Source organism: Citrobacter freundii complex sp. CFNIH9 (assembly GCF_002903305.1).
In the GTDB taxonomy this organism is placed as follows: domain Bacteria; phylum Pseudomonadota; class Gammaproteobacteria; order Enterobacterales; family Enterobacteriaceae; genus Citrobacter; species Citrobacter portucalensis.
The window spans coordinates 1,995,482-2,020,323 of the sequence record NZ_CP026238.1; the positions used below are offsets into that span (position 1 = coordinate 1,995,482).

27 protein-coding genes and 2 pseudogenes are annotated in these 24,842 nt (G+C 50.1%); 13 read left to right on the plus strand and 16 right to left on the minus strand.

Translation table 11 applies throughout. The features are described from left to right. The first annotated feature begins 72 nt into the window (after window positions 1-72). Complete coding sequence (gene nagK / locus C2U43_RS10025; protein WP_020996481.1) at window positions 73-984, plus strand: N-acetylglucosamine kinase; 912 nt, start codon at window positions 73-75, stop codon at window positions 982-984. Between the two features lie 15 nt (window positions 985-999). Next, entirely contained in the window at window positions 1,000-1,821 is an 822-nt protein-coding gene (gene cobB, locus C2U43_RS10030; protein ID WP_003832281.1) for a Sir2 family NAD+-dependent deacetylase, read from the plus strand. A 21-nt stretch (window positions 1,822-1,842) separates the two neighbouring features. Here cobB and C2U43_RS10035 read toward each other — a convergent pair whose 3' ends face one another. From C2U43_RS10035 to potA, 5 genes are all read right to left on the minus strand, one after another. Continuing rightward, window positions 1,843-2,349 (minus strand): methyltransferase family protein, encoded by a 507-nt coding sequence (locus C2U43_RS10035; RefSeq protein WP_008784438.1) that lies wholly within the window; start codon window positions 2,347-2,349, stop codon window positions 1,843-1,845. A gap of 137 nt (window positions 2,350-2,486) precedes the next feature. After that, the gene (gene potD / locus C2U43_RS10040; protein ID WP_003030797.1) at window positions 2,487-3,533 is read right to left on the minus strand and encodes a spermidine/putrescine ABC transporter substrate-binding protein PotD; all 1,047 of its coding nucleotides are present in this window, start codon (window positions 3,531-3,533) and stop codon (window positions 2,487-2,489) included. Between the two features lie 27 nt (window positions 3,534-3,560). After that, window positions 3,561-4,340: a spermidine/putrescine ABC transporter permease PotC gene (gene potC, locus C2U43_RS10045; RefSeq protein WP_003030794.1), complete on the minus strand. Its 780-nt coding sequence runs from the start codon at window positions 4,338-4,340 to the stop codon at window positions 3,561-3,563. Beyond that, window positions 4,337-5,194 (minus strand): spermidine/putrescine ABC transporter permease PotB, encoded by an 858-nt coding sequence (gene potB / locus C2U43_RS10050; protein WP_103285051.1) that lies wholly within the window; start codon window positions 5,192-5,194, stop codon window positions 4,337-4,339. The genes potC and potB overlap by 4 nt, the downstream gene beginning before the upstream one ends. Continuing rightward, window positions 5,178-6,314, minus strand: coding sequence for a spermidine/putrescine ABC transporter ATP-binding protein PotA (potA, locus tag C2U43_RS10055; protein WP_003832287.1), 1,137 nt, complete (start codon window positions 6,312-6,314; stop codon window positions 5,178-5,180). The genes potB and potA overlap by 17 nt, the downstream gene beginning before the upstream one ends. 250 nt (window positions 6,315-6,564) lie before the next feature. Here potA and pepT point away from each other — a divergent pair, with 250 nt between their 5' ends. Beyond that, window positions 6,565-7,791, plus strand: coding sequence for a peptidase T (pepT, locus tag C2U43_RS10060; protein ID WP_103285052.1), 1,227 nt, complete (start codon window positions 6,565-6,567; stop codon window positions 7,789-7,791). Between the two features lie 102 nt (window positions 7,792-7,893). On the opposite strand, the gene roxA is transcribed toward pepT, so the two are convergent. The 5 genes from roxA to xisR all read right to left on the minus strand — a co-directional run bounded on the left by roxA (window position 7,894) and on the right by xisR (window position 12,817). Then, window positions 7,894-9,015 (minus strand): [50S ribosomal protein L16]-arginine 3-hydroxylase, encoded by a 1,122-nt coding sequence (gene roxA, locus C2U43_RS10065; RefSeq protein ID WP_003030786.1) that lies wholly within the window; start codon window positions 9,013-9,015, stop codon window positions 7,894-7,896. Window positions 9,016-9,107: 92 nt separating this feature from the next. Next, window positions 9,108-10,571 carry a two-component system sensor histidine kinase PhoQ gene (gene phoQ, locus C2U43_RS10070; RefSeq protein ID WP_008784442.1) on the minus strand — a complete coding sequence of 488 codons (1,464 nt, stop codon included), beginning with the start codon at window positions 10,569-10,571 and terminating at the stop codon, window positions 9,108-9,110. Continuing rightward, a complete protein-coding gene (phoP, locus tag C2U43_RS10075) occupies window positions 10,571-11,242 on the minus strand; it encodes a two-component system response regulator PhoP (RefSeq protein ID WP_003846709.1) in 672 nt (223 codons plus the stop codon). The genes phoQ and phoP overlap by 1 nt, the downstream gene beginning before the upstream one ends. A 73-nt stretch (window positions 11,243-11,315) precedes the next feature. Further along, window positions 11,316-12,602, minus strand: a complete 1,287-nt coding sequence (locus tag C2U43_RS10080; RefSeq protein ID WP_103285053.1) for a site-specific integrase — start codon at window positions 12,600-12,602, stop codon at window positions 11,316-11,318. Beyond that, window positions 12,602-12,817 carry an excisionase family protein gene (gene xisR, locus C2U43_RS10085; protein ID WP_103285054.1) on the minus strand — a complete coding sequence of 72 codons (216 nt, stop codon included), beginning with the start codon at window positions 12,815-12,817 and terminating at the stop codon, window positions 12,602-12,604. Before xisR ends, C2U43_RS10080 begins: the two co-directional genes overlap by 1 nt. A 49-nt stretch (window positions 12,818-12,866) precedes the next feature. Between xisR and C2U43_RS10090 the strand changes: the two genes are divergently transcribed. From C2U43_RS10090 to C2U43_RS29745, 3 genes are read left to right on the plus strand one after another with little or no spacing between them, the layout of a single operon-like run. Then, window positions 12,867-13,187, plus strand: coding sequence for a RusA family crossover junction endodeoxyribonuclease (locus C2U43_RS10090; RefSeq protein ID WP_233899601.1), 321 nt, complete (start codon window positions 12,867-12,869; stop codon window positions 13,185-13,187). After that, a complete protein-coding gene (locus tag C2U43_RS10095; protein WP_233899603.1) occupies window positions 13,184-13,687 on the plus strand; it encodes a hypothetical protein in 504 nt (167 codons plus the stop codon). The genes C2U43_RS10090 and C2U43_RS10095 overlap by 4 nt, the downstream gene beginning before the upstream one ends. After that, window positions 13,602-13,994, plus strand: coding sequence for a DUF968 domain-containing protein (locus tag C2U43_RS29745; RefSeq protein WP_233899605.1), 393 nt, complete (start codon window positions 13,602-13,604; stop codon window positions 13,992-13,994). Before C2U43_RS10095 ends, C2U43_RS29745 begins: the two co-directional genes overlap by 86 nt. Before the next feature lie 452 nt (window positions 13,995-14,446). Here the strand turns inward: C2U43_RS29745 and C2U43_RS10100 are convergent, their stop codons facing one another. Beyond that, a complete protein-coding gene (locus tag C2U43_RS10100) occupies window positions 14,447-14,878 on the minus strand; it encodes a FlxA-like family protein (protein WP_103285056.1) in 432 nt (143 codons plus the stop codon). On the opposite strand from C2U43_RS10100, the gene C2U43_RS10105 reads away from it, so the two are divergent. From C2U43_RS10105 to C2U43_RS10130, 6 genes are all read left to right on the plus strand, one after another. Next, window positions 14,877-15,857, plus strand: coding sequence for an IS5-like element ISKpn26 family transposase (locus C2U43_RS10105; RefSeq protein WP_000019450.1), 981 nt, complete (start codon window positions 14,877-14,879; stop codon window positions 15,855-15,857). The two genes, C2U43_RS10100 and C2U43_RS10105, sit on opposite strands and share 2 nt — an antisense overlap. Then, on the plus strand, window positions 15,839-16,084 hold the full coding sequence (locus C2U43_RS30030) for a hypothetical protein (protein ID WP_327004297.1): 246 nt from the start codon (window positions 15,839-15,841) through the stop codon (window positions 16,082-16,084). The genes C2U43_RS10105 and C2U43_RS30030 overlap by 19 nt, the downstream gene beginning before the upstream one ends. 81 nt (window positions 16,085-16,165) lie before the next feature. Continuing rightward, entirely contained in the window at window positions 16,166-16,354 is a 189-nt protein-coding gene (locus C2U43_RS29750; RefSeq protein ID WP_103285058.1) for a hypothetical protein, read from the plus strand. A gap of 153 nt (window positions 16,355-16,507) precedes the next feature. After that, complete coding sequence (locus C2U43_RS10120) at window positions 16,508-16,777, plus strand: phage holin (protein ID WP_103285059.1); 270 nt, start codon at window positions 16,508-16,510, stop codon at window positions 16,775-16,777. Beyond that, window positions 16,749-17,297: a lysozyme gene (locus tag C2U43_RS10125; protein WP_103285060.1), complete on the plus strand. Its 549-nt coding sequence runs from the start codon at window positions 16,749-16,751 to the stop codon at window positions 17,295-17,297. Before C2U43_RS10120 ends, C2U43_RS10125 begins: the two co-directional genes overlap by 29 nt. Continuing rightward, on the plus strand, window positions 17,294-17,803 hold the full coding sequence (locus tag C2U43_RS10130) for a DUF2514 domain-containing protein (RefSeq protein WP_103285061.1): 510 nt from the start codon (window positions 17,294-17,296) through the stop codon (window positions 17,801-17,803). The genes C2U43_RS10125 and C2U43_RS10130 overlap by 4 nt, the downstream gene beginning before the upstream one ends. Before the next feature lie 75 nt (window positions 17,804-17,878). On the opposite strand, the gene C2U43_RS10135 is transcribed toward C2U43_RS10130, so the two are convergent. Next, a complete protein-coding gene (locus C2U43_RS10135; RefSeq protein WP_103285062.1) occupies window positions 17,879-18,418 on the minus strand; it encodes a cytochrome b in 540 nt (179 codons plus the stop codon). Between the two features lie 281 nt (window positions 18,419-18,699). Between C2U43_RS10135 and C2U43_RS29755 the strand changes: the two are divergent. Then, window positions 18,700-18,867, plus strand: a pseudogene (locus C2U43_RS29755) (HNH endonuclease); the annotation flags it as partial. Window positions 18,868-19,082: 215 nt separating this feature from the next. Here the strand turns inward: C2U43_RS29755 and C2U43_RS10145 are convergent. From C2U43_RS10145 to C2U43_RS10160, 4 genes and pseudogenes are all read right to left on the minus strand, one after another. After that, window positions 19,083-22,082 carry an autotransporter outer membrane beta-barrel domain-containing protein gene (locus tag C2U43_RS10145; protein ID WP_103285063.1) on the minus strand — a complete coding sequence of 1,000 codons (3,000 nt, stop codon included), beginning with the start codon at window positions 22,080-22,082 and terminating at the stop codon, window positions 19,083-19,085. Next, a complete protein-coding gene (locus C2U43_RS10150) occupies window positions 22,075-23,295 on the minus strand; it encodes an autotransporter strand-loop-strand O-heptosyltransferase (protein WP_103285064.1) in 1,221 nt (406 codons plus the stop codon). Before C2U43_RS10150 ends, C2U43_RS10145 begins: the two co-directional genes overlap by 8 nt. A gap of 198 nt (window positions 23,296-23,493) precedes the next feature. Further along, complete coding sequence (locus C2U43_RS10155; RefSeq protein WP_233899609.1) at window positions 23,494-23,814, minus strand: adhesin biosynthesis transcription regulatory family protein; 321 nt, start codon at window positions 23,812-23,814, stop codon at window positions 23,494-23,496. Window positions 23,815-24,370: 556 nt separating this feature from the next. After that, window positions 24,371-24,640: pseudogene (locus tag C2U43_RS10160) on the minus strand (SOS response-associated peptidase family protein); the annotation flags it as partial. Window positions 24,641-24,842 lie beyond the last annotated feature (202 nt).

The window sequence follows — 24,842 nt, forward strand, 5'->3', positions numbered from 1 at the left end:
AGCATTCATGCTGCATCAAGGCGTAGCCAACGCAGAGGCATCTTGAAGGATGACGTGTATCAAGGAGCGGTGATGTATTACGGATTTGACATCGGCGGGACCAAAATTGCGCTGGGCGTGTTTGATAAGCAACGTCGTCTGCAATGGGAAACTCGCGTTCCTACGCCTCGCGACAGCTACGACGCTTTCCTTGATGCGGTCTGCAATCTGGTGACGGAAGCGGATCAGCGGTTCGGCATCAAAGGTTCGGTAGGCATCGGCATTCCGGGCATGCCGGAAACCGAAGACGGCACGCTGTACGCGGCCAATGTTCCTGCCGCCAGTGGCAAACCGCTCCGCGCCGATCTCAGCGCTCGCCTTGACCGCGATGTGCGTCTGGATAACGATGCGAACTGTTTTGCTCTCTCCGAAGCCTGGGATGACGAGTTCACCCAATATCCGCTGGTGATGGGGTTGATCCTCGGTACGGGCGTCGGCGGCGGCCTGGTGCTTAACGGGAAATCCATCACCGGACGCAGCTATATCACCGGTGAGTTTGGTCATATTCGTTTGCCGGTCGATGCGCTGACGCTGATGGGCTTTGATTTCCCGCTGCGCCGCTGCGGATGCGGTCAACTGGGATGCATCGAAAGCTATCTTTCCGGCGGTGGATTTGCGTGGTTGTATCAGCATTACTACCATCAACCGCTGGATGCCCGCGAAATTATCGCGCTGTGGGAGCAGGGTGATGAACACGCGCGTGCCCACGTTGAACGCTATCTGGATTTGCTGGCGGTGTGTCTTGGGAATATCCTGACTATCGTCGATCCTGATTTGGTGGTGATTGGCGGAGGCTTGTCGAATTTTACCGCTATTACGACGCAACTGGCGGATCGACTGCCACGTCATCTGCTGCCGGTTGCCCGGGTACCGCGTATTGAGCAGGCACGGCACGGTGATGCCGGCGGGATGCGCGGGGCTGCTTTCCTACATCTTACCGATTAATACAAAGAGGTTGTTATGCTGTCGCGTCGGGGTCATCGGTTAAGCCGCTTTCGTAAAAATAAACGCCATTTGCGCGATCGCCTGCGTCAACGAATCTTTTTCAGAGACAGAGTGGTGCCTGAATTGATGGAAAAACCAAGAGTGCTGGTACTGACTGGAGCGGGAATCTCCGCTGAGTCAGGAATTCGAACATTCCGCGCGGCGGATGGTCTCTGGGAAGAACATCGGGTAGAGGACGTTGCAACTCCGGAAGGATTTAGTCGAAACCCGGAACTGGTTCAGTCGTTTTATAACGCCCGTCGCCATCAGTTGCAGCAGCCTGAAATCCAACCCAACGCGGCGCATATCGCACTGGCAAAACTCGAAGCCGAGCTGGGCGATCGTTTTTTACTGGTGACGCAGAACATTGATAATCTGCATGAGCGTGCGGGCAGCCAGAACGTTATCCATATGCACGGCGAGTTGCTCAAAGTTCGCTGTTCGCAAAGCGGGCAGATTCTGGAATGGACGGGCGATGTGACACCGGAAGATAAATGTCATTGCTGCCAGTTTCCGGCACCGCTGCGACCACACGTAGTGTGGTTTGGTGAAATGCCGCTGGGTATGGATGAAATTTATATGGCACTGGCAATGGCAGATGTGTTCATTGCGATTGGCACATCGGGACATGTTTATCCGGCAGCGGGTTTTGTGCATGAGGCGCGGCTGCATGGGGCACATACGGTAGAACTCAATCTCGAACCGAGCCAGGTAGGCAGTGAGTTTGAAGAGAAGTATTACGGTCCGGCAAGCCAGGTAGTGCCTGAGTTCGTTGAGAAGTTATTGAAAGGGCTGTAACGGCTATCCGGATAATACTGTTTAAGCCTGTACAAGCTGGCGGTCCTCACGCAGGGCCGCCATAATCAAAAATCCAACGATGTAAAAACAACAGATCAGCCCCAGTGCGCTCAGCCATATGGGTAGTCGGGTAATGTAAACCAGGCTGCACGAGATAATCACCAGAATAATTCCGGTATACATGGGGTGCGCAATCCAGGCAAAAATGCCGCGCGTAACCCTTTTTGCACGAGGTAAATAGTAGCCTGTCCATGTGTGGCTCTCCCCCAAATCCCATTTTCCTTTGATGACCAGCGCGTTACCTACGATCGCCAAAATCAGACATCCCCACTCCACCGGACCAATCTGATGACTGAAAAACAGGCTATAACCAAAAACCAGGATCGGTATTAAAAAGGTGAGCCGTAGCAGGCGGGTTGCGGTGACAGGCAGCAAAGGACGAGCGTTTACCGGCTGCTTACGTGGGAGAATCACCAGCGTAAATACGATCAGATTAGCCAACTCAAGTAGCAGCCAGAGCGTTGTCATTGGAAGCCTCAGAAGCCGGCCTGGAATACTGTAAGCATAGCCAGAAACTGGGGAGCGGGAATCAGCCGAAAGGCGTAAAAAGTAGGGATTGGCAGGTAGCAACCCGGCGCAGCGACGCCTGCCGGGTTGCACGAGTATTAGCGTCCTGCTTTTAGCTTCTGATAATACTCTTCGTAGATAGCGCTGGCGGAACCGACATCGTTTTGCCATTCCCCTTTGTTGATGGTTTCCGCGTCAGGGTAGAGCGTTTTGTCGTTCGCGACCTCAGGACTTAACAGCTTGCGTGCTGCCAGGTTCGGCGTCGGGTAACCGATAGTTTCTGCGACTTCTTTCGCGACGTCCGGGCGCAGCAGGAAGTTAATCAGCTTCAGCGCACCTTCTTTGTTTTTCGCGTTAGCCGGAATAGACAGGCTGTCCATCCAGAAAATGCCACCTTCTTTCGGCCATACCACTTCCAACGGTGTGCCCGCCTGACGCGCAACATACGCGGAGCCGTTCCATACCATCCCCAGATTAACTTCGCCTTCCATATACGGGTTGGCCGGGTTGTCAGAGTTAAATGCCGCAACGTTAGGCATCAGCTTCTTCAACTCGTTATAGGCGGCTTCAATCTCTTTAGGATCGGTGGTATTGCCGGAATATCCCAGCTTGCGCAGCGCCATCTGGAACACTTCTCGCGCATCATCCGTTAACAGCAGACTGCCTTTGTACTCCGGCTTCCACAGATCGGCCCAACTGGTGACGGTTTTCGGATCGATAGCATCGCTGTTGACGCCAATGGCCGTTGCACCCCAGATATACGGGATGGAGTAGTCATTGTTTGGGTCAAACGGCTTGTTGAGCATTTCCGGATCGAGGTTGTGGAAGTTGGTCAACGTCGACTTGTCGATCTTCTGGATCATGCCTTCTTTACGCATTTTATCGACGTAATAGGTGGACGGAACCACCAAATCGTATGCGCCGTCTTTATAGGTTTTGAGCTTGGCGTACATGGTTTCATTCGACTCGTAGGTCGAATAGATAACCTTAATGCCGGTTTCTTTGGTGAACTGTTCCAGCAGACCCGGTGGGACGTATTCAGTCCAGTTATAGAAATAGAGCGTGTTGTTGTCATTCGCGTGAGCGGCGCTCATGCCCAGTGCCAGAGCACCCGCCGCGAGCAGGTGGCGTGACCATTTTTTCATCATTTAACGTCCCCTGAATTAAGGGCCTTAGCGGCCCTTGGTTTTATCACGTGCAATAAGCTGGCTGGCAATCACCATAACCAGCGACAGAACCAACAAAATGGTCGCCAGCGCGTTCACCTCTGGTGATACGCCGACTTTAACCATTGAGTAGATTTTTAATGGCAAAATTTCATAACCCGGTCCGGTGACGAAAGATGAAACAACAACATCATCCATCGACAGCGTAAAACTCAGCAACCAACCCGCAGCCACCGCAGGCATAGCCAGTGGCAGTATTATCTTGCGCAGAATAGTTACTTCGCTGGCACCCAAATCTTTAGCCGCCTCAAGCATGCGGACATCAAAACCTTTCAGGCGAGAGTAAACCGTCACCACCACAAAAGGCAGACAAAAAGTGATATGCGAGAACAGCAGCGACCAGAAGCCCAGTTGAATGCCGATCAGCATAAACAGCACCAGCAGAGATATTGCCATCACAATATCCGGCGACATCATCACCACGAACAGCATGCCACTGACGAACGGTTTACCGCGAAAACGGTAACGGTACAGCGCAACCGCAGTGAGTGAGCCGATCAAGGTGGCAAAGGTGGCGGATAGCACCGCCATCGTCAGCGAGTGCTGCGCCGCCTGCAACAGGCTGTCGTTATTCATCAGCAGGCCGTACCATTTAGTAGTAAAACCCTGCCAGTTGATGCCAAAGCGCGAACTGTTAAAGGAGTTCACAATCAGAATGATGATTGGAATATACAGATACGCGTAGATAGCGGTCATAAAACCGCCGCGAAGCAGTCGACCGATCATTCGAGTTCCACCTTCTTGTTCAGTAAGCGGGAGGCGCGCCAGTAGATCAGCAGCATCAGACCCATCACGATGGTCAGTGTAATGCTGGTGGCTGCACCAAACGGCCAGTCGCGGATGTTCAGGAACTGAACTTTAATTACGTTACCAATCAGCAGGTTTTTCGCGCCGCCCATTAAGTCGGAAACGTAAAACAGCCCCATTGCGGGCAGCATGACCAGCAGGCATCCGGCGATAATCCCCGGCATCGTCAACGGAATAATGATGCGGGTGAAGGTCTGAAGCTTACTGGCGCCTAAATCGCGTGCGGCTTCCAGCAGCGGTTTATCGAGCTTTTCAATGCTGGAATAGAGCGGCATCACCATAAACGGCAGCAGGATGTATACCAGCCCGATAATCACCGCGCTGGGAGTAAACATAATGCGAATGGGTGTATCGATAACGCCGAGCCATAACAGAAACTCGTTGAGATAGCCTTTGGTGCTGAGGAAAATTTTGAGTCCGTAGATGCGAATAAGGGAATTGGTCCAGAACGGAACAATCAGCAGGAACAGCAGCAGCGGGCGTACTTTTTCCGGCAGTTTCACCAAAAACCAGGCAAACGGGTAGCCGAGTACCAGACAGGCGAGCGTGGCAATCAGCGCCATATTGAGGGAGTGAACCAGTACCTCAAAATAGAGCGGATCGAGCAGGCGCGTATAGTTCTCCAGCGTAAAGACCATTTTGACGAAATTGGCGTCGTCACGGGTCAAAAAGCTGGTGCCGATGATCATCAGGTTGGGCAGAAAGACAAATAACACAAGCCAACCGACAATGGTGAAGATCACCACATTCTGGAATTTACTTGTGCTCTTCATCAGCCAGTACGACCTCCCAGCTTTCTACCCAGTTAATTGCCATTTTCTGGTCGAGCGAGTGGTCAAAGTCAGGATCGTCTTCGTTGAAGAATTCGCTGACCATCACCATCTTGCCATTTTCCAGTTCCACAACCGACTCCAGCGTCATGCCTTTGTAGTTGCGTTCACGCACGTAGCCGATCAGGCCTTCGATATGATTATCATCGTTGATTTCATCAACGCGCAAATCTTCAGGGCGTAACAGGACGTGCAGCTTTTGTCCGGGAACTACCGCGAAGTTGACATAAATATTGCACTCGCGGCCTTCAACGTTAGCACGAACACGCTGTTCATCCAGACGTTCAATCACCGTGGCGTTAAACATATTGATCTCACCGATAAACCCGGCGACAAACAGATTCTTTGGCTCTTCGTAGATTTCGCGCGGCGTACCGTCCTGCTCAATCTTACCATCGCGCATCACCACGATGCGGTCAGACATAGTCAGCGCTTCTTCCTGATCGTGTGTGACAAAGACAAAAGTGATACCAAGCTTACGCTGCAGTGCTTTCAGTTCATTCTGCATCTGCTTACGCAGTTTGTAGTCCAGCGCAGAGAGGGATTCATCTAACAAGAGTAAGCGGGGTTTGTTGACTACTGCTCGGGCAATCGCTACGCGCTGCTGCTGTCCGCCGGAAAGTTGATGCGGTTTTCTCTGGGCGAACTCTTCCAGTTGCACCATGCGCAGGGCTTCGGTAACGCGAGGAGAAATGTCGGCTGCGGGCGTTTTTTGCATGCGCAAACCAAAGGCCACATTTTCAAACACAGTCATGTGGGGGAATAGCGCATAGCTTTGGAAGACGGTATTCACGTAGCGATTTTCCGCTGGAACGTGAGTGATGTCCTCATTGTCCAACAAAATATGACCGGAATCAACCGTTTCCAGACCGGCAATCAGGCGAAGAACGGTTGTTTTACCGCAGCCAGAGGGGCCAAGCAGCGTAAGAAACTCGCCATTATTGATGGTCAAATCCAGGCTGGAAATCACCTCTTTGCCATCGAAACTTTTGCGAATTCCCGCTAATTGCACCAGTGGAGAAAGCGAACGCGGTTGTTTATTCAATTTTTTACTCTGTCCCATGTAAACGCAACGGATGGCTGACCGATGCGGGGTTTGTGGTTAACCACCTTGATGACTCTTAATGAGGGCCGTTATTCTACGGCAAACCATTGTAATCGCCAATCCTTGTTGCGAATTACTGACTTAGCCCTATAGTCAGAGGGGATGTCAGGGCGAAATATTCTCACTTGCGGGGATAAAAGTGACCTGACGCAATATTTGTCTTTTGTTGCTTATTGATAATGTTGTCACAAAAAGTGAGGGTGACTGCATGGATAAACTACTTGAGCGTTTTTTACACTACGTGTCGCTGGACACCCAATCAAAATCGGGCGTGCGGCAGGTACCCAGCACCGAAGGACAGTGGAAATTATTACAACTGCTCAAACAACAGCTCGAAGAGATGGGGCTGGTTAATATTTCACTGAGCGAAAAAGGCACGCTGATGGCAACGTTACCCGCGAACGTTGCTGGCAATATTCCTGCGATCGGCTTTATTTCCCATGTGGATACCTCACCGGATTTCAGCGGTAAAAATGTCAATCCGCAAATCGTTGAAAACTATCGCGGTGGCGATATTGCGTTAGGCATTGGTGATGAAGTTTTATCGCCGGTGATGTTCCCGGTGCTGCATCAACTTCTGGGTCAGACGCTGATCACCACAGACGGTAAAACGTTGCTGGGCGCGGATGATAAAGCAGGCGTGGCGGAAATCATGACCGCACTGGCTGTGCTTATCCAAAAAAATATTCCGCACGGTGATATCCGCGTGGCCTTTACGCCGGACGAAGAAGTGGGTAAAGGGGCGAAGCATTTTGATGTTGCGGCATTCGATGCGCAGTGGGCCTATACCGTTGACGGTGGTGGCGTAGGTGAGTTGGAGTTTGAAAACTTCAACGCCGCGTCGGTCAATATCAAAATTGTTGGCAACAATGTGCATCCCGGCACCGCAAAAGGGGTGATGGTGAATGCGCTGTCGCTGGCGGCGCGTATTCACGCTGAGGTTCCGGCAGATGAAAGCCCTGAAAAGACGGAAGGCTACGAAGGCTTTTATCATCTGGCGAGCATGAAAGGGACGGTCGATCGGGCGGATATGCACTACATTATTCGTGATTTTGACCGTAAGCAGTTTGAAGCGCGTAAACGCAAGATCATGGATATCGCCAAGAAGGTTGGCAAAGGGTTACACCCGGACTGCTATATCGAACTGGTGATTGAAGACAGTTACTACAATATGCGCGAAAAAGTGATTGAGCATCCGCACGTGCTGGATATCGCCCAGCAGGCGATGCGCAATTGCGATATTGAGCCGGTGCTGAAACCAATCCGTGGCGGCACTGACGGCGCACAGCTGTCATTTATGGGATTACCGTGTCCGAATCTGTTCACCGGCGGCTACAACTATCATGGCAAGCATGAGTTTGTAACCCTGGAAGGAATGGAAAAAGCGGTGCAGGTGATTGTGCGTATTGCTGAATTGGCCGCGAAACAAAAATAAAATATGTGTAGTTGCCGGATGGCGCTTTGCTTATCCGGCCTACAATATTTCACTCCAGTAGGCCTGATAAGACGCATGGCGTCGCATCAGGCACAGTCCGCATTACCCTTCGAAGAACCAGTACCCGCTGTTGACCAGCGCGGCAAGCATGGCAAGGAAAGAAGGATCTTCCAGCGCATCCTCAAAGTTCTCAGCCGTCAGCACAATATGACTGGCCAGCGCTTCCAGCGCAGGACGATGCGGTGAATCAATTTTCTCACCGTTAGCGTAGACGTCGTCGCCAATGCGCAATACGCGCAATCCGCCCAGACGCACTAACACATCACCTTGTTTCAGGGCATCATAAATTTCGTCTGGCTGATACGGTGGCTCCGGCGGGGCAATATCCAGCTCATGACGAGACTGAGAAATAAACTCGCCAAACCACTGCTGGAAATGTTCTGGCTGATTAATCAGGCCCAGCATCATTTCGCGCAGCTTGTCCATTTCCTGCGGCAGAACATCTGCCGGATGATCGCGCGGTGGCAGATCAGGATCGCTGTAATAGGTGCTGCCCAGTTCGCGTTGTAAAACGTAATCGGCGAAGCCGCTGATCAGCTCGCGAGTGTTTGGCGCACGGAAGCCAACCGAATAGTTCATCGCGTTTTCTAACGCATAGCCTTCGTGCGGGAATCCCGGTGGAATGTACAGGATATCGCCGGGTTCCAGCTCTTCATCGATGATAGCTTCAAACGGGTCGACCTGAAGGAGATCCGGGTGAGGGCAGTGCTGCTTCAACTGCAGCTTTTCGCCTACGCGCCAGCGACGACGACCGGTTCCCTGAATGATAAATACATCGTACTGATCCAGGTGCGGGCCAACGCCGCCACCGGGTACAGAGAAAGAAATCATCAGATCGTCGATACGCCAGTCCGGTAATTCACGGAACGGGCGCATCAGCGCGGCGGTAGGTTCGTGCCAGTGGTTGACCGCCTGCACCAGCAAAGACCAGTTGTTCTCGCCAAGATGGTCGTAGCTTTCGAAGGGACCGTGGCTAACCTGCCATTTACCATCCTGATGGCTGACGAGTCGGCTGTCGACTTCGCTTTCCATTGCCAGTCCAGCCAGTTCGTCAGGAGAAAGAGGATCAATAAAGTTGTTAAACCCGCGTTTTAAGACCACCGGGCGTTTTTGCCAGTGGCGTTCAAGAAAATCGGGCCAATTAAGTGTGAGTTGGTATTCCATAGTGAGCATCCCGCAGGCTGGTATCTGCAACCGATTATAACGGATACTTAACCTCAAGCGTGAAGTCAGTACATATTTATTACATGCGACGATTACTCGTCTTTCTGGCCCGGCTGCTGGCGGCCAAAAATAACTTCCATGCGCGCACCACCCAGCAGGCTATCACCAGCAATAATCTGCCCGTCATACTGTTCGGTGATTTCTCGCGCCACCGCCAGACCGACGCCTTGTCCTGGACGTAGTGTATCTACGCGCTGTCCGCGGTCAAACACCACTTCCCGTTTGCTTTGCGGAATACCAGGACCATCGTCTTCGACCAGAATATGCAGCTGATCCTCAGACAGTTGCGCCGAAATCTCGACAAACTCCAGACAATATTTACAGGCGTTATCCAAGACGTTGCCCAACACCTCGACAAAGTCATTCTGTTCGCCCACAAAGCTGATCTCAGGTGAAATATCGAGATTAATGTTGACCCCTTTACGCTGATACACTTTATTCAGCGCCGAGGTGAGCTTATCCAGCAACGGCGCGACCGGGTGCAGCTCGCGACTGAGTAGGGCACTGCTGCCACGCATACTGGCGCGATGCAGGTAATAGCCTATCTGTTGGGAAATACGGCTGATTTGTTCCAGCATGATAGGCTCTGCGTCGCTGACGTTCATCTTTTCATTACGCATTGAGCGCAACGTACTTTGCAGTACCGCCAGTGGCGTTTTCAGGCTATGAGTGAGATCGGTTAATGTGGTGCGGTATTTATCGTAGCGCTCACGTTCGCTTTTTAAAAGCCGATTGAGATTACGAACCAGGCTGGTCAGTTCGCGTGTGGTGGCGGGATTTAGCATCTCACGATGATGTTCCTCAAGCTCACGGACTTCACGCGCCAGTGATTCAATCGGCCGTAGGCTCCACCACGCAGCCACCCATAACAACGGAATGACCAGCAACAGATTGGCGACCAGCACATAAATAAACCAGCTCCAGACCATATACGAGCGCTTTAGCTCTATAGGAATAGTGTCGACAACCACAATGGTCAGTTGCGGCATTCTGGCGGTGGCGGGGTAGACGTTCACCGCCACGGAGTGGGTCATTTCGGCGTCGTCATCATCTTCTCTGACTTCTTTTAACTGCTGCTGAGCGGAGTGATCTTCGCCCAGTAAAGTGCTGGTGGCGTCTACATTGGCTTCAATTTCATGAAAACCGTTCGTTTTTAGCCAGTCCGGTTGGATACTTTTCGTCAGCCAGGGAACATTGCGCTGAGCCCACAACAACTCACCGCTTTCGTTATAGATCAGCGACATTGTTGGGCTTTGCATATCGAGATTTTCAGGCAGCTCGACGTTTATCTTGCCGTTTTCCCACTTTGCCAGGGTATAAAACAGATTACTTTCACCCCGCAGCAGGCGAAACGTTGTCTTATCAAAGCTGACGCTGTAGCCCACCAGAGCAACCATGCCGTAGGCCAGCGAGAGCACCAACACCACGCCCGCAGTTGCCAGTAAAAAGCGCAACCGCAGCGATAGCGGGAAAAAATGACGCAATAGTTTATTCATTAGCGCAGTTCAAAAAGATATCCCTGACCACGCACGGTGGTGATGACGTCGTCCGGATATTGCGCCTGAATTTTCTTACGCAGACGCCCCATTAGAACATCAATGGTGTGACTTTCGCGCAGCTCGGCATCCGGGTAAAGCTGCAGCATGAGCGAATCTTTACTGACCACTTTGCCATTATTACGGATGAGCGTTTCCATAATGGTGTATTCAAACGCAGTGAGCTTGATAACTTCATCATTGACGGATAACTCGCGTCGAGAGAGGTCCACCTGAAAAGGCGGAAGGGAGATAATTTGCGATGCCAGACCGCTGTTGCGGCGCATCAGTGCCTGCATGCGCGCAGCCACTTCTTCGATGTGAAACGGTTTGGTGACGTAATCGTCAGCGCCAGCGCTGAGGACTTCCACTTTATCCTGCCAGCCTTCGCGCGCGGTTAATACCAGAATCGGCAGCGAAACCTCATTACTGCGCCAGCGGCGGATCAGCGACAAACCATCTTCATCGGGGAGTCCTAAATCAACGATCGCGATATCCGGCAGATGTTCATTCAGATAATAGTCCGCTTCCTTCGCATCTTCTGCATCATCCACCTGATGCCCTAAATCCTGTAACTGAACCTTGAGGTGGTGGCGTAATAAAGCATTATCCTCGACAACCAGTACGCGCATCATCGTTTCTCCCTAAAATAATGGTATGAATAGTTTAACGCTGATTATGTGGATTGAAAGCAGCGCTATGAAATTAAATAACTTTTCTCATGCTCCCCTGCCCGTGGGGGCGTCCTGGGGGCAATGCCGTTGGCATCTGATTGTTCAGCATGTTGACCTGATCCTGGTTCATGTCGCCAATCCACTTGGAGTAAACCTCGTACACCATTCGCGCATCTTCATGTCCCATCTGACTCGCTATGAATGACGGGTTCGCTCCGGCCATCAAAGTCCAGCATGCGTAGGTATGCCGTGACTGATAAGGATTCCTTTCGCGGATATTGGCAAGTTTAGTGCCTCGCTTCCAGCCATAGGCAATCGAGTTCTTGGAGAAGTAACTGCCTTTCCTGGACGAATATGCTGTCGGTGAAAAAACGAAGCGAAGAGATTGCTGCTCAGTTTTTCCGATCTCCCGATGGTGAAATCGAATTTCTTGCTTCGGATTAGCGCCGGTGATTTCGTATTGTTCCTTTAGTGCATCCAGCGCAGGTTTAAGCAACGTTATCGTCCTTATTCCGGCATCTGTCTTAGGGGGTACAAATACTCGCTTATTCGTCAAACTTCTGGATACGTGGATTTCACCTTTTACCAAATCAATGTCTTCCCATGCCAGGGCGCATATCTCGCCCGGCCTCATCCCCGTATGTACGGCAACAATGATGATTAATGCCTGGCTACGGGGAAGGGCGGCTATCAGTGCCTGGTACTCATGAAGTAAAAGTGGGGCGGGATCATTTTTAGATAACTTGAGTCGCGACACTCCTTCATAAGGAGCATGCAATATAAACTGGCTTCGGTTTGCGAGCTTAAGCATTTCTGATAAAACTGCCATCTGTTTATTGACTGTTGAGGGCGCGCGGCCCTGCCTGGCCAGATTCGGCATTGCCGGGTTAATAATCGTCCCGGTCAATAACTCCTTTCGGTAATGCAAGATGTCGGCATGCTCAATATCTACCAGACGGGTATTTTCTCCGATTACACGCAGTAACGTATTTACGACTGAAGTAAGCGATAGCAGTGTTGCACCAGATACCTCTAAGGCTTTGGTATCTGTAAAAAAATTACTTAGCTCTTTAAACGTGGTGATTTTTTTGGTTGTGATGAACTTCTTAAGCGCTTTGGATTCCGGGAAGCGTTCCGCATAGTCGAACTTACCGAGCTGTATTTCGCTTGTTATGAGCGCGCGAAGATTTCCAGCTTTTTTGATGTTGCTGCTGTTCACCGTCCAGCCGCGAAGGACTTCGCGGCAACGTTTGCCGCGATAGGTAAATGTGATCCGTATTTTTCCATTATGCAGCTCAACGCCGGTTGGAAAGTCCATCATGCTTCCTGTACTAATTGGTTCATCTTTGGATAGTTGTACCAAAGCAGACCTTTCGAATTGTCAGTTTCCCCGAGAGCTGTCAGATGTTTGAAATGCAAGCCTTCGATCCACAAATTCAACCGATAACTTTTAATTTGTCTTTCAGACAAGCTGGTCTTTTCTGTTAGTCGCGCTTCAACCATCCACTCTTCGCTGAAAATGAGTTGCGACATACATAACTCCGATGCCGCCAGCCACAACAGTACATGCGGCAAGCCCAGAATGACGCGCGCTGACAAATGGAAAAAGCGCCCCGAGGTTCTGCGTTACCGGGCTTTCTGTGATGAAGCTCGTCTGCAGGGTGTTGAGCTGCCGGAAAGCGGTTCGCATGTCACCTTCATTCTGCCGATGCCAGCGAGCTGGAGCAAAAAGAAACGGGCTGAGTTCAACGGTAAACCACACCAGGCTAAACCTGATTTCGACAACATGATGAAAGCCCTGATGGATGCCATTTACGAAGATGACGCTCACATCTGGGATTCACGCGTCACTAAATTATGGGGAGAGAAGGGACAAATAATTATCGGGGAGATAGCAGAATGAGGACGCTTCTGAAGCCGGTGGTTGCGCGTGAGCTTGGGATTGTGCTGCTCAAGCCGGGCAGCGAGTTGATGTCATTATTCAGTTGTGAACGTGTGCTGGTGGAAAGCCAGCCAGCAGGTATGGAGCGTTTGCCTGCTGGTGGTTTGAGTGGCCTTGATTACTGGCTTCTGCGTTATGGCGGTAGCTGCTGCCAGTGGCCACACAGCGATTACCATTATCACGAGTTAACCACTCTGCGTCATGAACCCGGATCGGTTCTTCTGTGTGGACATTGCGATAACCATTTGCGTGACCACCACAGCGAACAACTTGCAGAGCTGGCGAGACGTAATGTTATTAGCTGGATTATCAACAGCATCATGGTGGCGCTGAATCAGGATCCTTCCAGAGAACTGTCGCTGGCGGGCGGTGCGTATGGGGGTTACCGACGCAATTACCGAATCAGTAGCCAGTCGGGCGCTTCGTATTCCTTCGGAAAATCATCAGTCAGTCATGCCTGAATGCGACATCGAACCGGGTCTAACCGCCACCAGCATCATTACAGCCAAAGCCAGCACAGTAACTGTGAACATGCCACCAGCGCAGGTGCCTGCGGTTAAGCCCATAGTTGGTGTTCTGGTCGATCCTGAGTCACCGCAAACCTATATGAAACGTCCAAAGCGTATCCGTTGGACTGCCCCCCGATATCTGGAATGGATTAAAACACAGCCCTGCGAATGCTGCGGCAAACCATCAGATGATCCACACCACTTCCGCGATATATATGGCCAAGTAGTGATAAAGGCTCATGATAATTCCATTTATTAGGTTTGGCCCTGAGTCTACGTGCGATAACCACATAATTAAAATTGGTATTACAGATCGATTTTCATTTATCGATCGTTCAAAACGATCATTTTGTAACGAATAGCTCATTTGTTGAATGATATTTGTACAACGCGTCGATGATAATTAGCTATAAGTGCTTTATGATGTAAAAACGTTTGAAAACGGGCCAACAAAGTGAATAATTAATTCATACTTGGCAGAGCTGCGTCACGATGGCAGCGACGAAAAGCGAACAATTTGAATATAACGAGAACCCCGCCAGTGCGGGGTTTTTGCTTTCCGGCGATACGACAGAGGTATTCGCGAGGTGTATTACACCAGTACCCCTGTCATATCGCCGAGCTGAAATCGTTAACTTGAAAACAAGTTCTCACAACGCTCCAGTGCTTTTTCGTTTCTAGCTCAGAGGAAAAAATGAGAAGGGGTAACTGCTAAACGTAGACATCAATATTTTTAGTATTATTCCCTGCAACGTTCGAACTTGATTTGTCACTTACCGTAGGTAATGCTCCCGATGCCATTTGGTTTTTTTCTGCTTCTTGTTTTTGTAATTGAGCAATTTTTGCGTATATAGACTCGATTTGCCTTTGAATCATCTCCATCTGCTGTTTAAGCAGTTTTGCCTCATCTTCGGAGGTTACTTCATTTATTTTTGAACCCATGGCGCTGAGTTCTTTTGTCAACTCACCAATTTGTTTTTTCAGGTTTTGAATTTGTTGTGAAACAGAGTTGCCAGTACTTGAAGGTGCTTGTTTTACTGTGCTTTGCAGTATGTCCTGACCCAAAGTGCTAAGGAAGGTGCGAACAAGTTCCTGATATGAGATCATCATATTCATCCGGAGCGCATCCCAGAGGGACATCATGAGCCATCAACTCACCTTCGCCGATAGTGAATTCAGCACTAAGCGCCGTCAGACCCGAAAAGAGATTTTCCTCTCCCGCATGGAGCAGATTCTGCCATGGCAGAATATGACCGCTGTCATCGAGCCGTTTTATCCCAAGGCGGGCAATGGCCGACGGCCCTATCCGCTGGAGACCATGCTGCGTATTCACTGCATGCAGCATTGGTACAACCTGAGCGACGGTGCCATGGAAGATGCCCTGTACGAAATCGCCTCCATGCGCCTGTTTGCCCGATTATCCCTGGATAGCGCCCTGCCGGATCGCACCACCATCATGAATTTCCGCCACCTGCTCGAGCAGCATCAACTGGCCCGTCAATTGTTCAAGACCATCAATCGCTGGCTGGCCGAAGCAGGCGTCATGATGACCCAAGGCACTTTGGTGGATGCCACCATCATTGAGGCACCCAGCTCTACCAAGAACAAAGAGCAGCAACGCGATCCGGAGATGCATCAGACCAAGAAAGGCAATCAGTGGCACTTTGGCATGAAGGCCCACATTGGTGTCGATGCCAAGAGTGGCCTGACCCACAGCCTAGTCACCACCGCGGCCAACGAGCATGACCTCAATCAGCTGGGTAATCTGCTTCATGGAGAGGAGCAATTTGTCTCAGCCGATGCCGGCTACCAAGGAGCGCCACAGCGCGAGGAGCTGGCCGAGGTGGATGTGGACTGGCTGATCGCCGAGCGTCCCGGCAGGGTAAAAACCTTGAAGCAGCATCCGCGCAAGAACAAAACGGCCATCAACATCGAATACATGAAAGCCAGCATCCGTGCCAGGGTGGAGCACCCGTTTCGCATCATCAAGCGGCAGTTCGGCTTCGTGAAAGCCAGATACAAAGGGCTGCTGAAAAACGATAACCAACTGGCGATGTTATTCACCCTGGCCAACCTGTTTCGGGTGGACCAAATGATACGTCAGTGGGAGAGATCTCAGTAAAAACCGGAAATAACGCCAGAAATGGTGGAAAAAATAGCCTAAATAGGCTGATTCGATGTGTTTGCGGGAAAAAAATCGGCCCAGATCCGCGAAATTTTAATCAGCGAGTCAGCTTGGGAAGAAATGACCTGCTTATTCGCACCTTCCCTAACTGTCATGCTCATGGTGGTTCCTCCGGCCTTACATTTATTACCCATTATCGTCATCTTTCGAAATTACTTTATTAGCAAAGGTTAAGTTGTGGCTTCCTGTACCACAGCATTGTTTGTGCCGCTCTATACTATCTGCTGAGTATCGCGGAGGAGCTTATGAGAGAAGGGTATTACTGGATTCAGCATGTCGGAGTTGTACAGGTAGCGTACTACACGAATGACACTGTTGATGACTTGGATACGGGGAAAATAATCACAGGTGTTTGGCATCTGACCAGAGGCGATGGCATTTGCCATAACGGTGAAGCAGAGGTGTTAGAAGGTCCTTTCTCTCCACCATTGTAAACAACTGTACTTACTTCGAGGCTGCCGCATGGCGGCCTTTTTCATTTCAGGCTCACGGGAATTATCCACTACGTGCTTTGTTGATAAATCCAGCCCGTGAAACCTGACCCTTTAATCACACACAGCGCCATCCGAAGAATCGGAGGTGAGGCTATGACCAGAATGAGCACCATTTACAGCAGACTTTCATATGGAACAGGAACCACGCTGACCGGCTGCGGTGTATCAGCGAAGGCATATGCCGAAACAGCAAAAGAGGTGTCCTGGATGTTGGCCGACAGAATTGCAGGGTTAAGCCTGAGCGACTGGGCCATTATTGTCTGTATTGCATGCACAGTTATTACCTGTGCAGTGAACTGGTATTACAGGAAAAAGGAAAGGGAGGACCGGCTTAATGGCAATGTCACCAAAGCTGAAAAATAAACTGAGCGCAGCGGTCGTTGGTTTGATTCTTGCTGGGGCTTCCGCCCCTGTGATTCTCGATCAGTTTCTGGATGAGAAAGAGGGTAACAGCCTGACAGCATATCGAGACGGCGGCGGGTTCTGGACGATTTGCCGTGGTGCCATGATGGTTAATGGTAAGCCAGTAGTTCAGGGCATGAAGCTGTCTGCTGAGAAATGCGCCCATGTGAACGCCATAGAACGCGACAAGGCGCTGGCGTGGGTTGAGCGAAATATAAAGGTAGCACTGACTGAACCACAGAAAGCGGGGATTGCGTCTTTCTATCCATATAACATCGGCCCCGGAAAATGTTTCCCGTCCACGTTCTATAAGCGAATAAATGCTGGAGACCATAAAGGTGCCTGTGAAGCTATTCGCTGGTGGATTAAAGACGGTGGCCGCGACTGCCGTCTGACCAAAGGCCAGAAAAACGGCTGTTATGGGCAGGTAGAACGAGGAGATCAGGAAAGCGCGCTGACGTGCTGGGGGATATACCAGTGAGCCTTCGCTGTCAGTTCATTGTTATTTCGTTGCTGGTGGTCGTTGCATTCATCGCGGGTAGTGTATGGAGTAGCCGTGGTTGGGAAAAGAAGTGGGCCGAGCGTGACAGCGTAGAATCATCGCAAACAGCGAACGCGCAGACCGCCGCCCGCATGATTGAACAAGGGCGCATTATTTCCCGTGATGAGGCTGTAAAAGATGCACAAACACAAGCCGCTAAATCTGTTGCCACTGCTGCTGACCTGTTTGCCACTGTTAACCAGTTGCGCACCGAAGCAACAAAGCTTGCCGCCCACCTGAGCGCCGCAAAGCACACCGCAGATCTTGCCGCTGCCGTCAGAAGCAAAACAGCCGGAGCCGACGCCGCAGTGCTCGCCGACATGCTCGGAAGTATTGCAGAAGAAGCTCGATATTATGCTGTGCGATCTGACGAACGGTACACCGCCGGGATAACGTGTGAGCGTATTTACGAGTCGGTGAGACAGTCAAATAAAACTGGTATTTAAAGATGAAATCAGGACAGTCATTATGGCAGTCGTTTATTGTACAACTGCCATAATGTACGATATTAAAGCCTCTGATTATTTCTTTTCGTTACAATCAGGGATCATCCTCAAAAGAGTGTTATCTTTCTGGATGTAGTGATGAAATAACGCTGCACCAGCATGCGCTGCGATTAAAAAATATCCGATGTTTGCCAGTGTTTCGTGAATATCTTTGATAAGTGATTTTGTTTCCTCGTCAGGAGTAACGAACGATACAACGTTAAAACCTAAGAAACTCCAGTCTTTTCCACCGTAAGCCATAATTGCAATACCTAATAATGGTAGAGCCAAAAAAGAAATGTACAGCAGGATATGCATTATTTTAGCCGCCATCATCTGCCAGGCTGGTGAGGGGGGAATGATGGCTGGGTCATGATACTTATGTTTAATAATTAATCGTATTATCATTAAAAACCAGACAAACACCCCAACATTGTAATGTGTTTCTTTCATGAGAAGGCAGGTGTTACTGCCTTTGGGAAACCATCCGCGCAGCTCCATAGCCGCATAGGTTATCGCTATTAACATAAGAGTTAGCCAGTGTAAGCGAATCTGAATTTTTGAGAATCTGATCATTATTCTTGCCTCAAACAGTGTGTTACATCGAACATAAAGCATGAAGCTTAACAAATCCTTATTTTCGTTGAGAGATTAAGAATCTGTTATTTCATTGACCGCATGTGAATGTTTTGATAATCATTCTCATTTTTTTTGGGGAGCCTTTCTGGTAATCCTGATTGTTACGGGGCGGCGACCGTGCATATTCTCGCTATTTATGAATATTCTCCGCTAGATGCCATTTCCGTTTTTCTCTCCGAGTACAACATAATTTGTATCCAACAAACAGGACTATTCCGATGCCAGCGCGCGCTAAACGCCCATGCCGACACAAAGGGTGTGCGGCAATCACCAACGATGTCAGCGGATATTGTGACCAACACCGACAGCAGCATGCTGGTGATGGCTGGCGCAACTATCAGGCAGGTAAGAGCAGGCGGGAACGTGGATACGGTCGGCCCTGGGAATGAAGTGGTCAAGTAATATTGGTCACGGTTTTACAGTAAATTTAGGCCAGCGTTTCATGGAATTGTTCATTCAAATTTAAAAGCGAAAGACCGTTCATTGAACCATGCTTCGGTCTTCTAGAAAAATGAGCGGCGCCTGACCGGCACCGCTCATTGTGTGAATGTTCACTCGAAGGGTAGACAGCCACATCTGTGACTGTCGTTTCCATCTCTGGTTAGAAATTGATGCGGAAACCGACGCTACCGGTCACCGGAGACTCGATATTCTCTCCTTTCTGGTAGTTTGCCTCAGCCCACACCCCTGAGTTTGGTGTCAACTGGGCACTCACTCCGACACCGTATTTACCTGTCGTGCCAGAAATATCGTTGGTGAAGTCATAGCGGTTGTTAATCTGCACCTTGTTGTTGTCCGAAAACTCATGGTTAACCGCAGCCTTGATGTACGGTTTGACTGTTTTTCCGGCAATATCAAGATTCATACCCAGATTCACGCCGGTCTCGGCCTGCAGAGACTTGGTTGCCCCGATGCTGGCTTTCATGCCGTTATTCAGACTGATATCTTTCGAGTCTGCCCGGAACGCCGTTGTCCGCACGTATGGCTGCGCCCATGTATTCTCATTCAAACTGAAGGTCTTGCCAGCTTCAAGACTGCCGCCGAAACCGTTCTGGCTGTAATCTCCCTTCACCGCCGTGCCGTCACTCATCCAGGTGCGCAGCTCATTACTAAAGCGGTTGAATTTGATAACCCCGTCCACGTAGTATCCGTCATTATCAAACCAGGTGGCATACAAACCACCGCCTGTACTGTCGATCGAACTATTTCCTCCACGTGCATGCTTAATGCTGTTATCGGTGTATGAGAAGAAGGCGCCCACAGCTAAACGGCTGCCATCCAGCTCAAAGACCTTGTCGCCCCCAGTTTCGAAACCGTTCTGGGTCAGGGTATAGCCCGAGCTGGCCCCGCCGCTGATGCGGTTATCTGACCCTGTATAACGGCCCCACACACCGCCTGGTGCACGGGTGTTTTGCATCACGTTACCGTGACGGAAACGCAGATTTTGCAGTTCGCTGTTGAAGACGTATGCCGGTGCAGTCGCCATGCCCAGCACCGCGTCGGCAGATTTTGTTGTGCGATATACTGGAGACGGCATACCTGTATCCGGGTTGCCAACATCCGGGTTACCTGCATCCGGGTTAGTCGGCGGAGTAACCGGAGGTGGGGTGTCAGTCTTCAGATACCAGTTGGTATTTTCCTTACTCAGGCTGTATTCCCAGGTACCTGCATCGACTTTCCCGCCTTTCAGGGTAAACGCCGCGTCACCGCCACCGGTCTGCACCACCTGAAGCGGTGCACCAGCGGATACTGGCTCCCGGCCGGTATTTTTGATATCCAGTACAAAGTTACCACTGGCGTTGCCCGTAACCTTCAGCATATCTCCGGTATGCGATGCGATATCGGTGTTCATCCGGAACGTCCCGTTACCCGACAGGCTTCCGAGCGCTAGCGAAACCGCCTGGAAGGCTGGCGTCAGACGCGTGGTTGTTGACGGACGGAAATCAACGGTCCCGTTATCCAGCGTTAATGCGCCGACAGTGGAGTCGCCATCGAGATGCCAGACAGACGCACCTTTAACCACCATGTTACCTGCGCCGGTGCTGTCTCCCGCAACGTTCCCCGTCAGGATGGTCCCGTTATCCAGAGTCAGAGTGGTGCCTGACTGTGTCGTCACATTGGCCTTCGCCTTAAGGGCATCCATCGTCATGGCACCGCCACTCTTAAGGGCAATCCCTCCGTCCTGAGACAACAGACCGCTGAAGCTGGTGTTTCCGCCTTCCTGTGTTAGGGTACCGGTACCTGTCAGGGTACCTGCGAAGGTCGCAGCACTGTTGTTGAGGAAATACAGGTTGCCTTCGTTTGTGACTACGTCACCGACGAGCGTCCCTTTATCAGTCAGGGTGGTAGTACCGTAGAGCACCCCGCCGCTGTGGACCTCAAGAGTCCCGTTGCTGCCAACAGTTGTATCGCTGGCCTGGTGACCGCTAAATACTGTCAGATAGCCTTCGTTCTCCAACAGCATATTGGCTGCACTACCGCCCGCGATACTGAAACTGCCATTAGCGTTGGTACCACTCAGGACTGCACTGGTATTGGTGACGACAGCACCGCCACTGTTCTGGGTAACCTTAGAGGCTGAACCACCGGCCTCTACCTGCAGCATGCCGCCGCTTGTAATGGTCGTTTCTGTGACATTTCCATCGATGTAAACATGCTGACGTCCACCGCTGTAAACGGTTGTGTTAGTGGCGCTGCCACCACTGTGGACGTACTCGCGTCCGCCGTTGTTAACAGAGGTGCCCGTGGTACTTCCGCCGTAGAGATACAGCCCCCCACCGGAATTAAGTGTAGTGTTAGTGGCGCTGCCGCCGCTGGAGACAAACTGACGTCCACCGTTGTTAACTACGGTGTCTGTGGCACTGCCGCCGGCACGGATATACTGGCGACCGCCTTTATTAACAGAAGTAGCCTTGGCGAAGGCGCCTTTGGAGACAAACTGACGCGCACCGTCGTTAACTGATGCGCTTGTGACGTTGCCACCACTGACTACATACTGGTCTCCTCCGCTGTTAATTATGGTGCCTATTGCACTGCCGCCGCTGAATACCGACTGTCTCCCACCACTGTTAACAGTTGCATTCGTGGCAATACCACCACTGCTGACATACTGGCTCCCGCCGCTATTAATAATGGCGTTTGCATCGCTGCCGCTGACATACTGATACCCACCGTCATTAATGATGGTGTCCGTGACACTGCCGCCGCTGTGAACTTTCTGGAGGCCGCCGCTGTTGATGGTGGTAGTAATGGCATTTCCACCGCTGGAAACATGCTGAACCCCGCTGTTGTTGATGGTGGTAGTAGTGGCACTGCCGCCGCTGGATACATGCTGGCCCCCACCGCTGTTTATGGTGGTATTTTTCACCGTTTCGCCTGCAGACAGGTGCATGTACATGTTTGTTTCACCACTTCCAATCGTCTGATTGTCACTGGGTGCCGCCATCACTGGCTGTGACGGCATAAGCAGGCCCGCAATCAGCCCTGCCAGCACGGTACGTTTGATTTGTTGGGGGCGTCGGCCCCCTTTACGGGTCAGTTCTGAAGTTACGACCCACGTTCCTGTGGATTCATTCCAGACAGTGTTATATACCTTATTCATTGCTTACTCCTTTTTTCAGGGTGGCCTCAACACCCTGTTCAGTTAAAGAACGGTGAAGTTTATTGATGACGCCATTGACCTGGGCGCCGGTTATCAGTCGGGTACATTCAAATTGCCGGTCGGTGTTTTTATGTCTCGGGCACCACAGAAAATCGTGGTGGTCAAAATTCAGCGATGTATCGTCCCAACATCCATAGCAGCCATGGGGGTTAAATACCCGCCACGGGGTATAAAATTCGCTGTTCGGGAGGCTGAAGCCACTTATCAGCACCACCGGAATACGGGCAGCCCATGCCAGCCATGACAGGCCGCTTGGCAGGCCAATGAAGAAGCTGGCATGACGCAGGAGGTTCACCCGTTCCTGAAGGGGGAGCTTGCCGGTAAAGTCTTCGGCTCCCCAGGGGATATGATTCCAGACAAAGCCCTGGCCATAATGGGCGTCCCGGTCAATGCATAGCACCCGGTAACCCAGTGATTTCAGGTGTGCGACAACCTCACACCAGCCAGTGCCGTTGTTCCAGTACTTCGCCTGACAGGTGGACTGTGTGGCGATGCATACGTAAGGCTCCTGGATAACCCGGGGCGCAGACAAGTCAAGCCGGACAGGGGCTTCACGCGGGTCAACGCCCAGAATGTAGCCTGCAGAACGATGGAAACCGACTTTGCGAAAATCCACCGGCTGATTATCTGTATCGCCACCAAAGTAGAGACCTACGCGGTAAGTTGCGTAAGGCGCTACCGTGCGTGGATTATCCTGCGTGGAAAACTGTATCTGCGGGTACTGAGGTGCCAGCAGGTCGATAATGTCCTGTGCCATCGTGCATTCCAGCTGGCACTTGTGCAGAGTCTGGAAGCGTTCGGCATAAGGAAACCAGCCGAGCAGGTCACCTAACGTCCCGGTGGGAAATGAAATCAGTACAGGTCGGTCTTTTAATTTCAGGGTTTCATCCAGCAAGGGAGTATCTTCCCCCTGACGGAATACCTGAATGCGGAAACGCACAAAATATTTCTTACTACTGGTCACCCAGCCGTTATCTGCATCGCAGCAGAAAAGAACGTTATCGGAGTCGGCATCCAGCAGACGTACGTGCCATTTCCCTTCAGGAAGCAATATACGAGCGCCATCATTAAAGTCATAAAAGATATTTTCAGGTCCGGCCTGCGTTGGAATATCCGGCGGAGAAATAAAAACTGTATTCTTCAGCGTTGACATATTCCCACCTTAAAATATACAAGCGTTGAAATTACAAAAATCGTTAAATATTAGTTGCGGAAAGTTGACAAACGCATCCGCATGCCTCACATACACCAGGGTGTGTAATGATTTTAATATCGTCTACTGGTTACAAATTCGAGAATCTCTTAAAGCTCACTGCATTGTTCGGAAATACTTAATAATTCCGCAGGGAATTCATTCGGTTATTTTGTCTTTTGACATCTTATAATAATTAAGTAGTGCTTTAACAACCTGGATAACATGCTCAAACCTGCTGATACATACTCCAAAGTAGCCATTACTAACACCATATTTATCGCAGCAGTGAGATCTTGGGTGATTTAATACGAAATAATCGTGCAATGCCCTGATAATTTTATCGCTGCGAATGGGCGTCAGTTCGATAAGAAACCAGAATTCATCGCCAGACATGTTTCCTGAAGGAAGAATGTGATTCTTTTTTTCCAGTAAGGAGTCCTGCTGAGGTTGCTGGCTATGTTCTTTTATGTATTCCACTTTCGTCTCCATTAAGCATTATCTAATTCATAACAATGACTGTCATCATTAAAAACAATACCATCCGGGAACGATTGAAAGTATACCAAAGAGAAATTGAGGAGAAAACAAAAAAAACAAAGAATAAAAATCTGGTAATCTTGATTGTCTAATTATTATATACTAAGAATTGTAAGTTTTAAAAAATATTTACATGTAAAAAGATGTTTTATTGGATGTATTCTCTTTTTTTGACAATGTTGAATTTGTTTTGTTTTTTGTAGTTAGCAGCATTTCAAATATAGCTTATTTATAAATATAGTAAGCGATGCAATTATTTATTGAGGTATTGTGAGGTGCTTTATTTTTTCATGTGTTAATGCTGCGTCAAATTTTATAAAATAACATTAACTATTTTTACAATGTGACAAAGAAACATTCATAGGTTTTATTAGAATCAGTGCAAGGTGTTAAGTACTCCAATTCCAACCACGTTACTGTTTTGACTAAGAGTGTTCAATTGCTGACATGAATATATGATGACCTTAAGCGATGAAGATAGCTGCCGGAAATGCAAGAGTGGTTTAAACATTCTGCTGGTGGCCGCAGTTTCAGATCGTGCATTAATTAGCGGCGGCTTATCCCACCATCCTGGAGCATATCCCCATAGAACCGGGTCAAGGTGCAACTGTTCATCACGTTCGCTAAGCAGCAGAACTTTTGTGCCTGGTGCAACGTTGAATCGACCTATTGGTTCTGGATCGTATGGGATGTTGAGTTCGACTGCTTCAGCGAGCAGGGCGAGATAGTCCTCGCGTGTCATTGACTGTGAAAATCGTCCACACATAGAAACCTCCAGCCAACTGTCAGACTGAAAGTATAGGATATTGGCTGACACGAGAGGATTTGAACCTCCATACCACTAATATTCCATTATGGCTTATAGCTTCTCGAAGTTGCTAAATGGCCGATAGACCACTACCCATTTTTACTTTTTTGGGGGCAAACTTGGGGGCAAAAATCAGTTTGGGGCATGATTTGGGGCGATG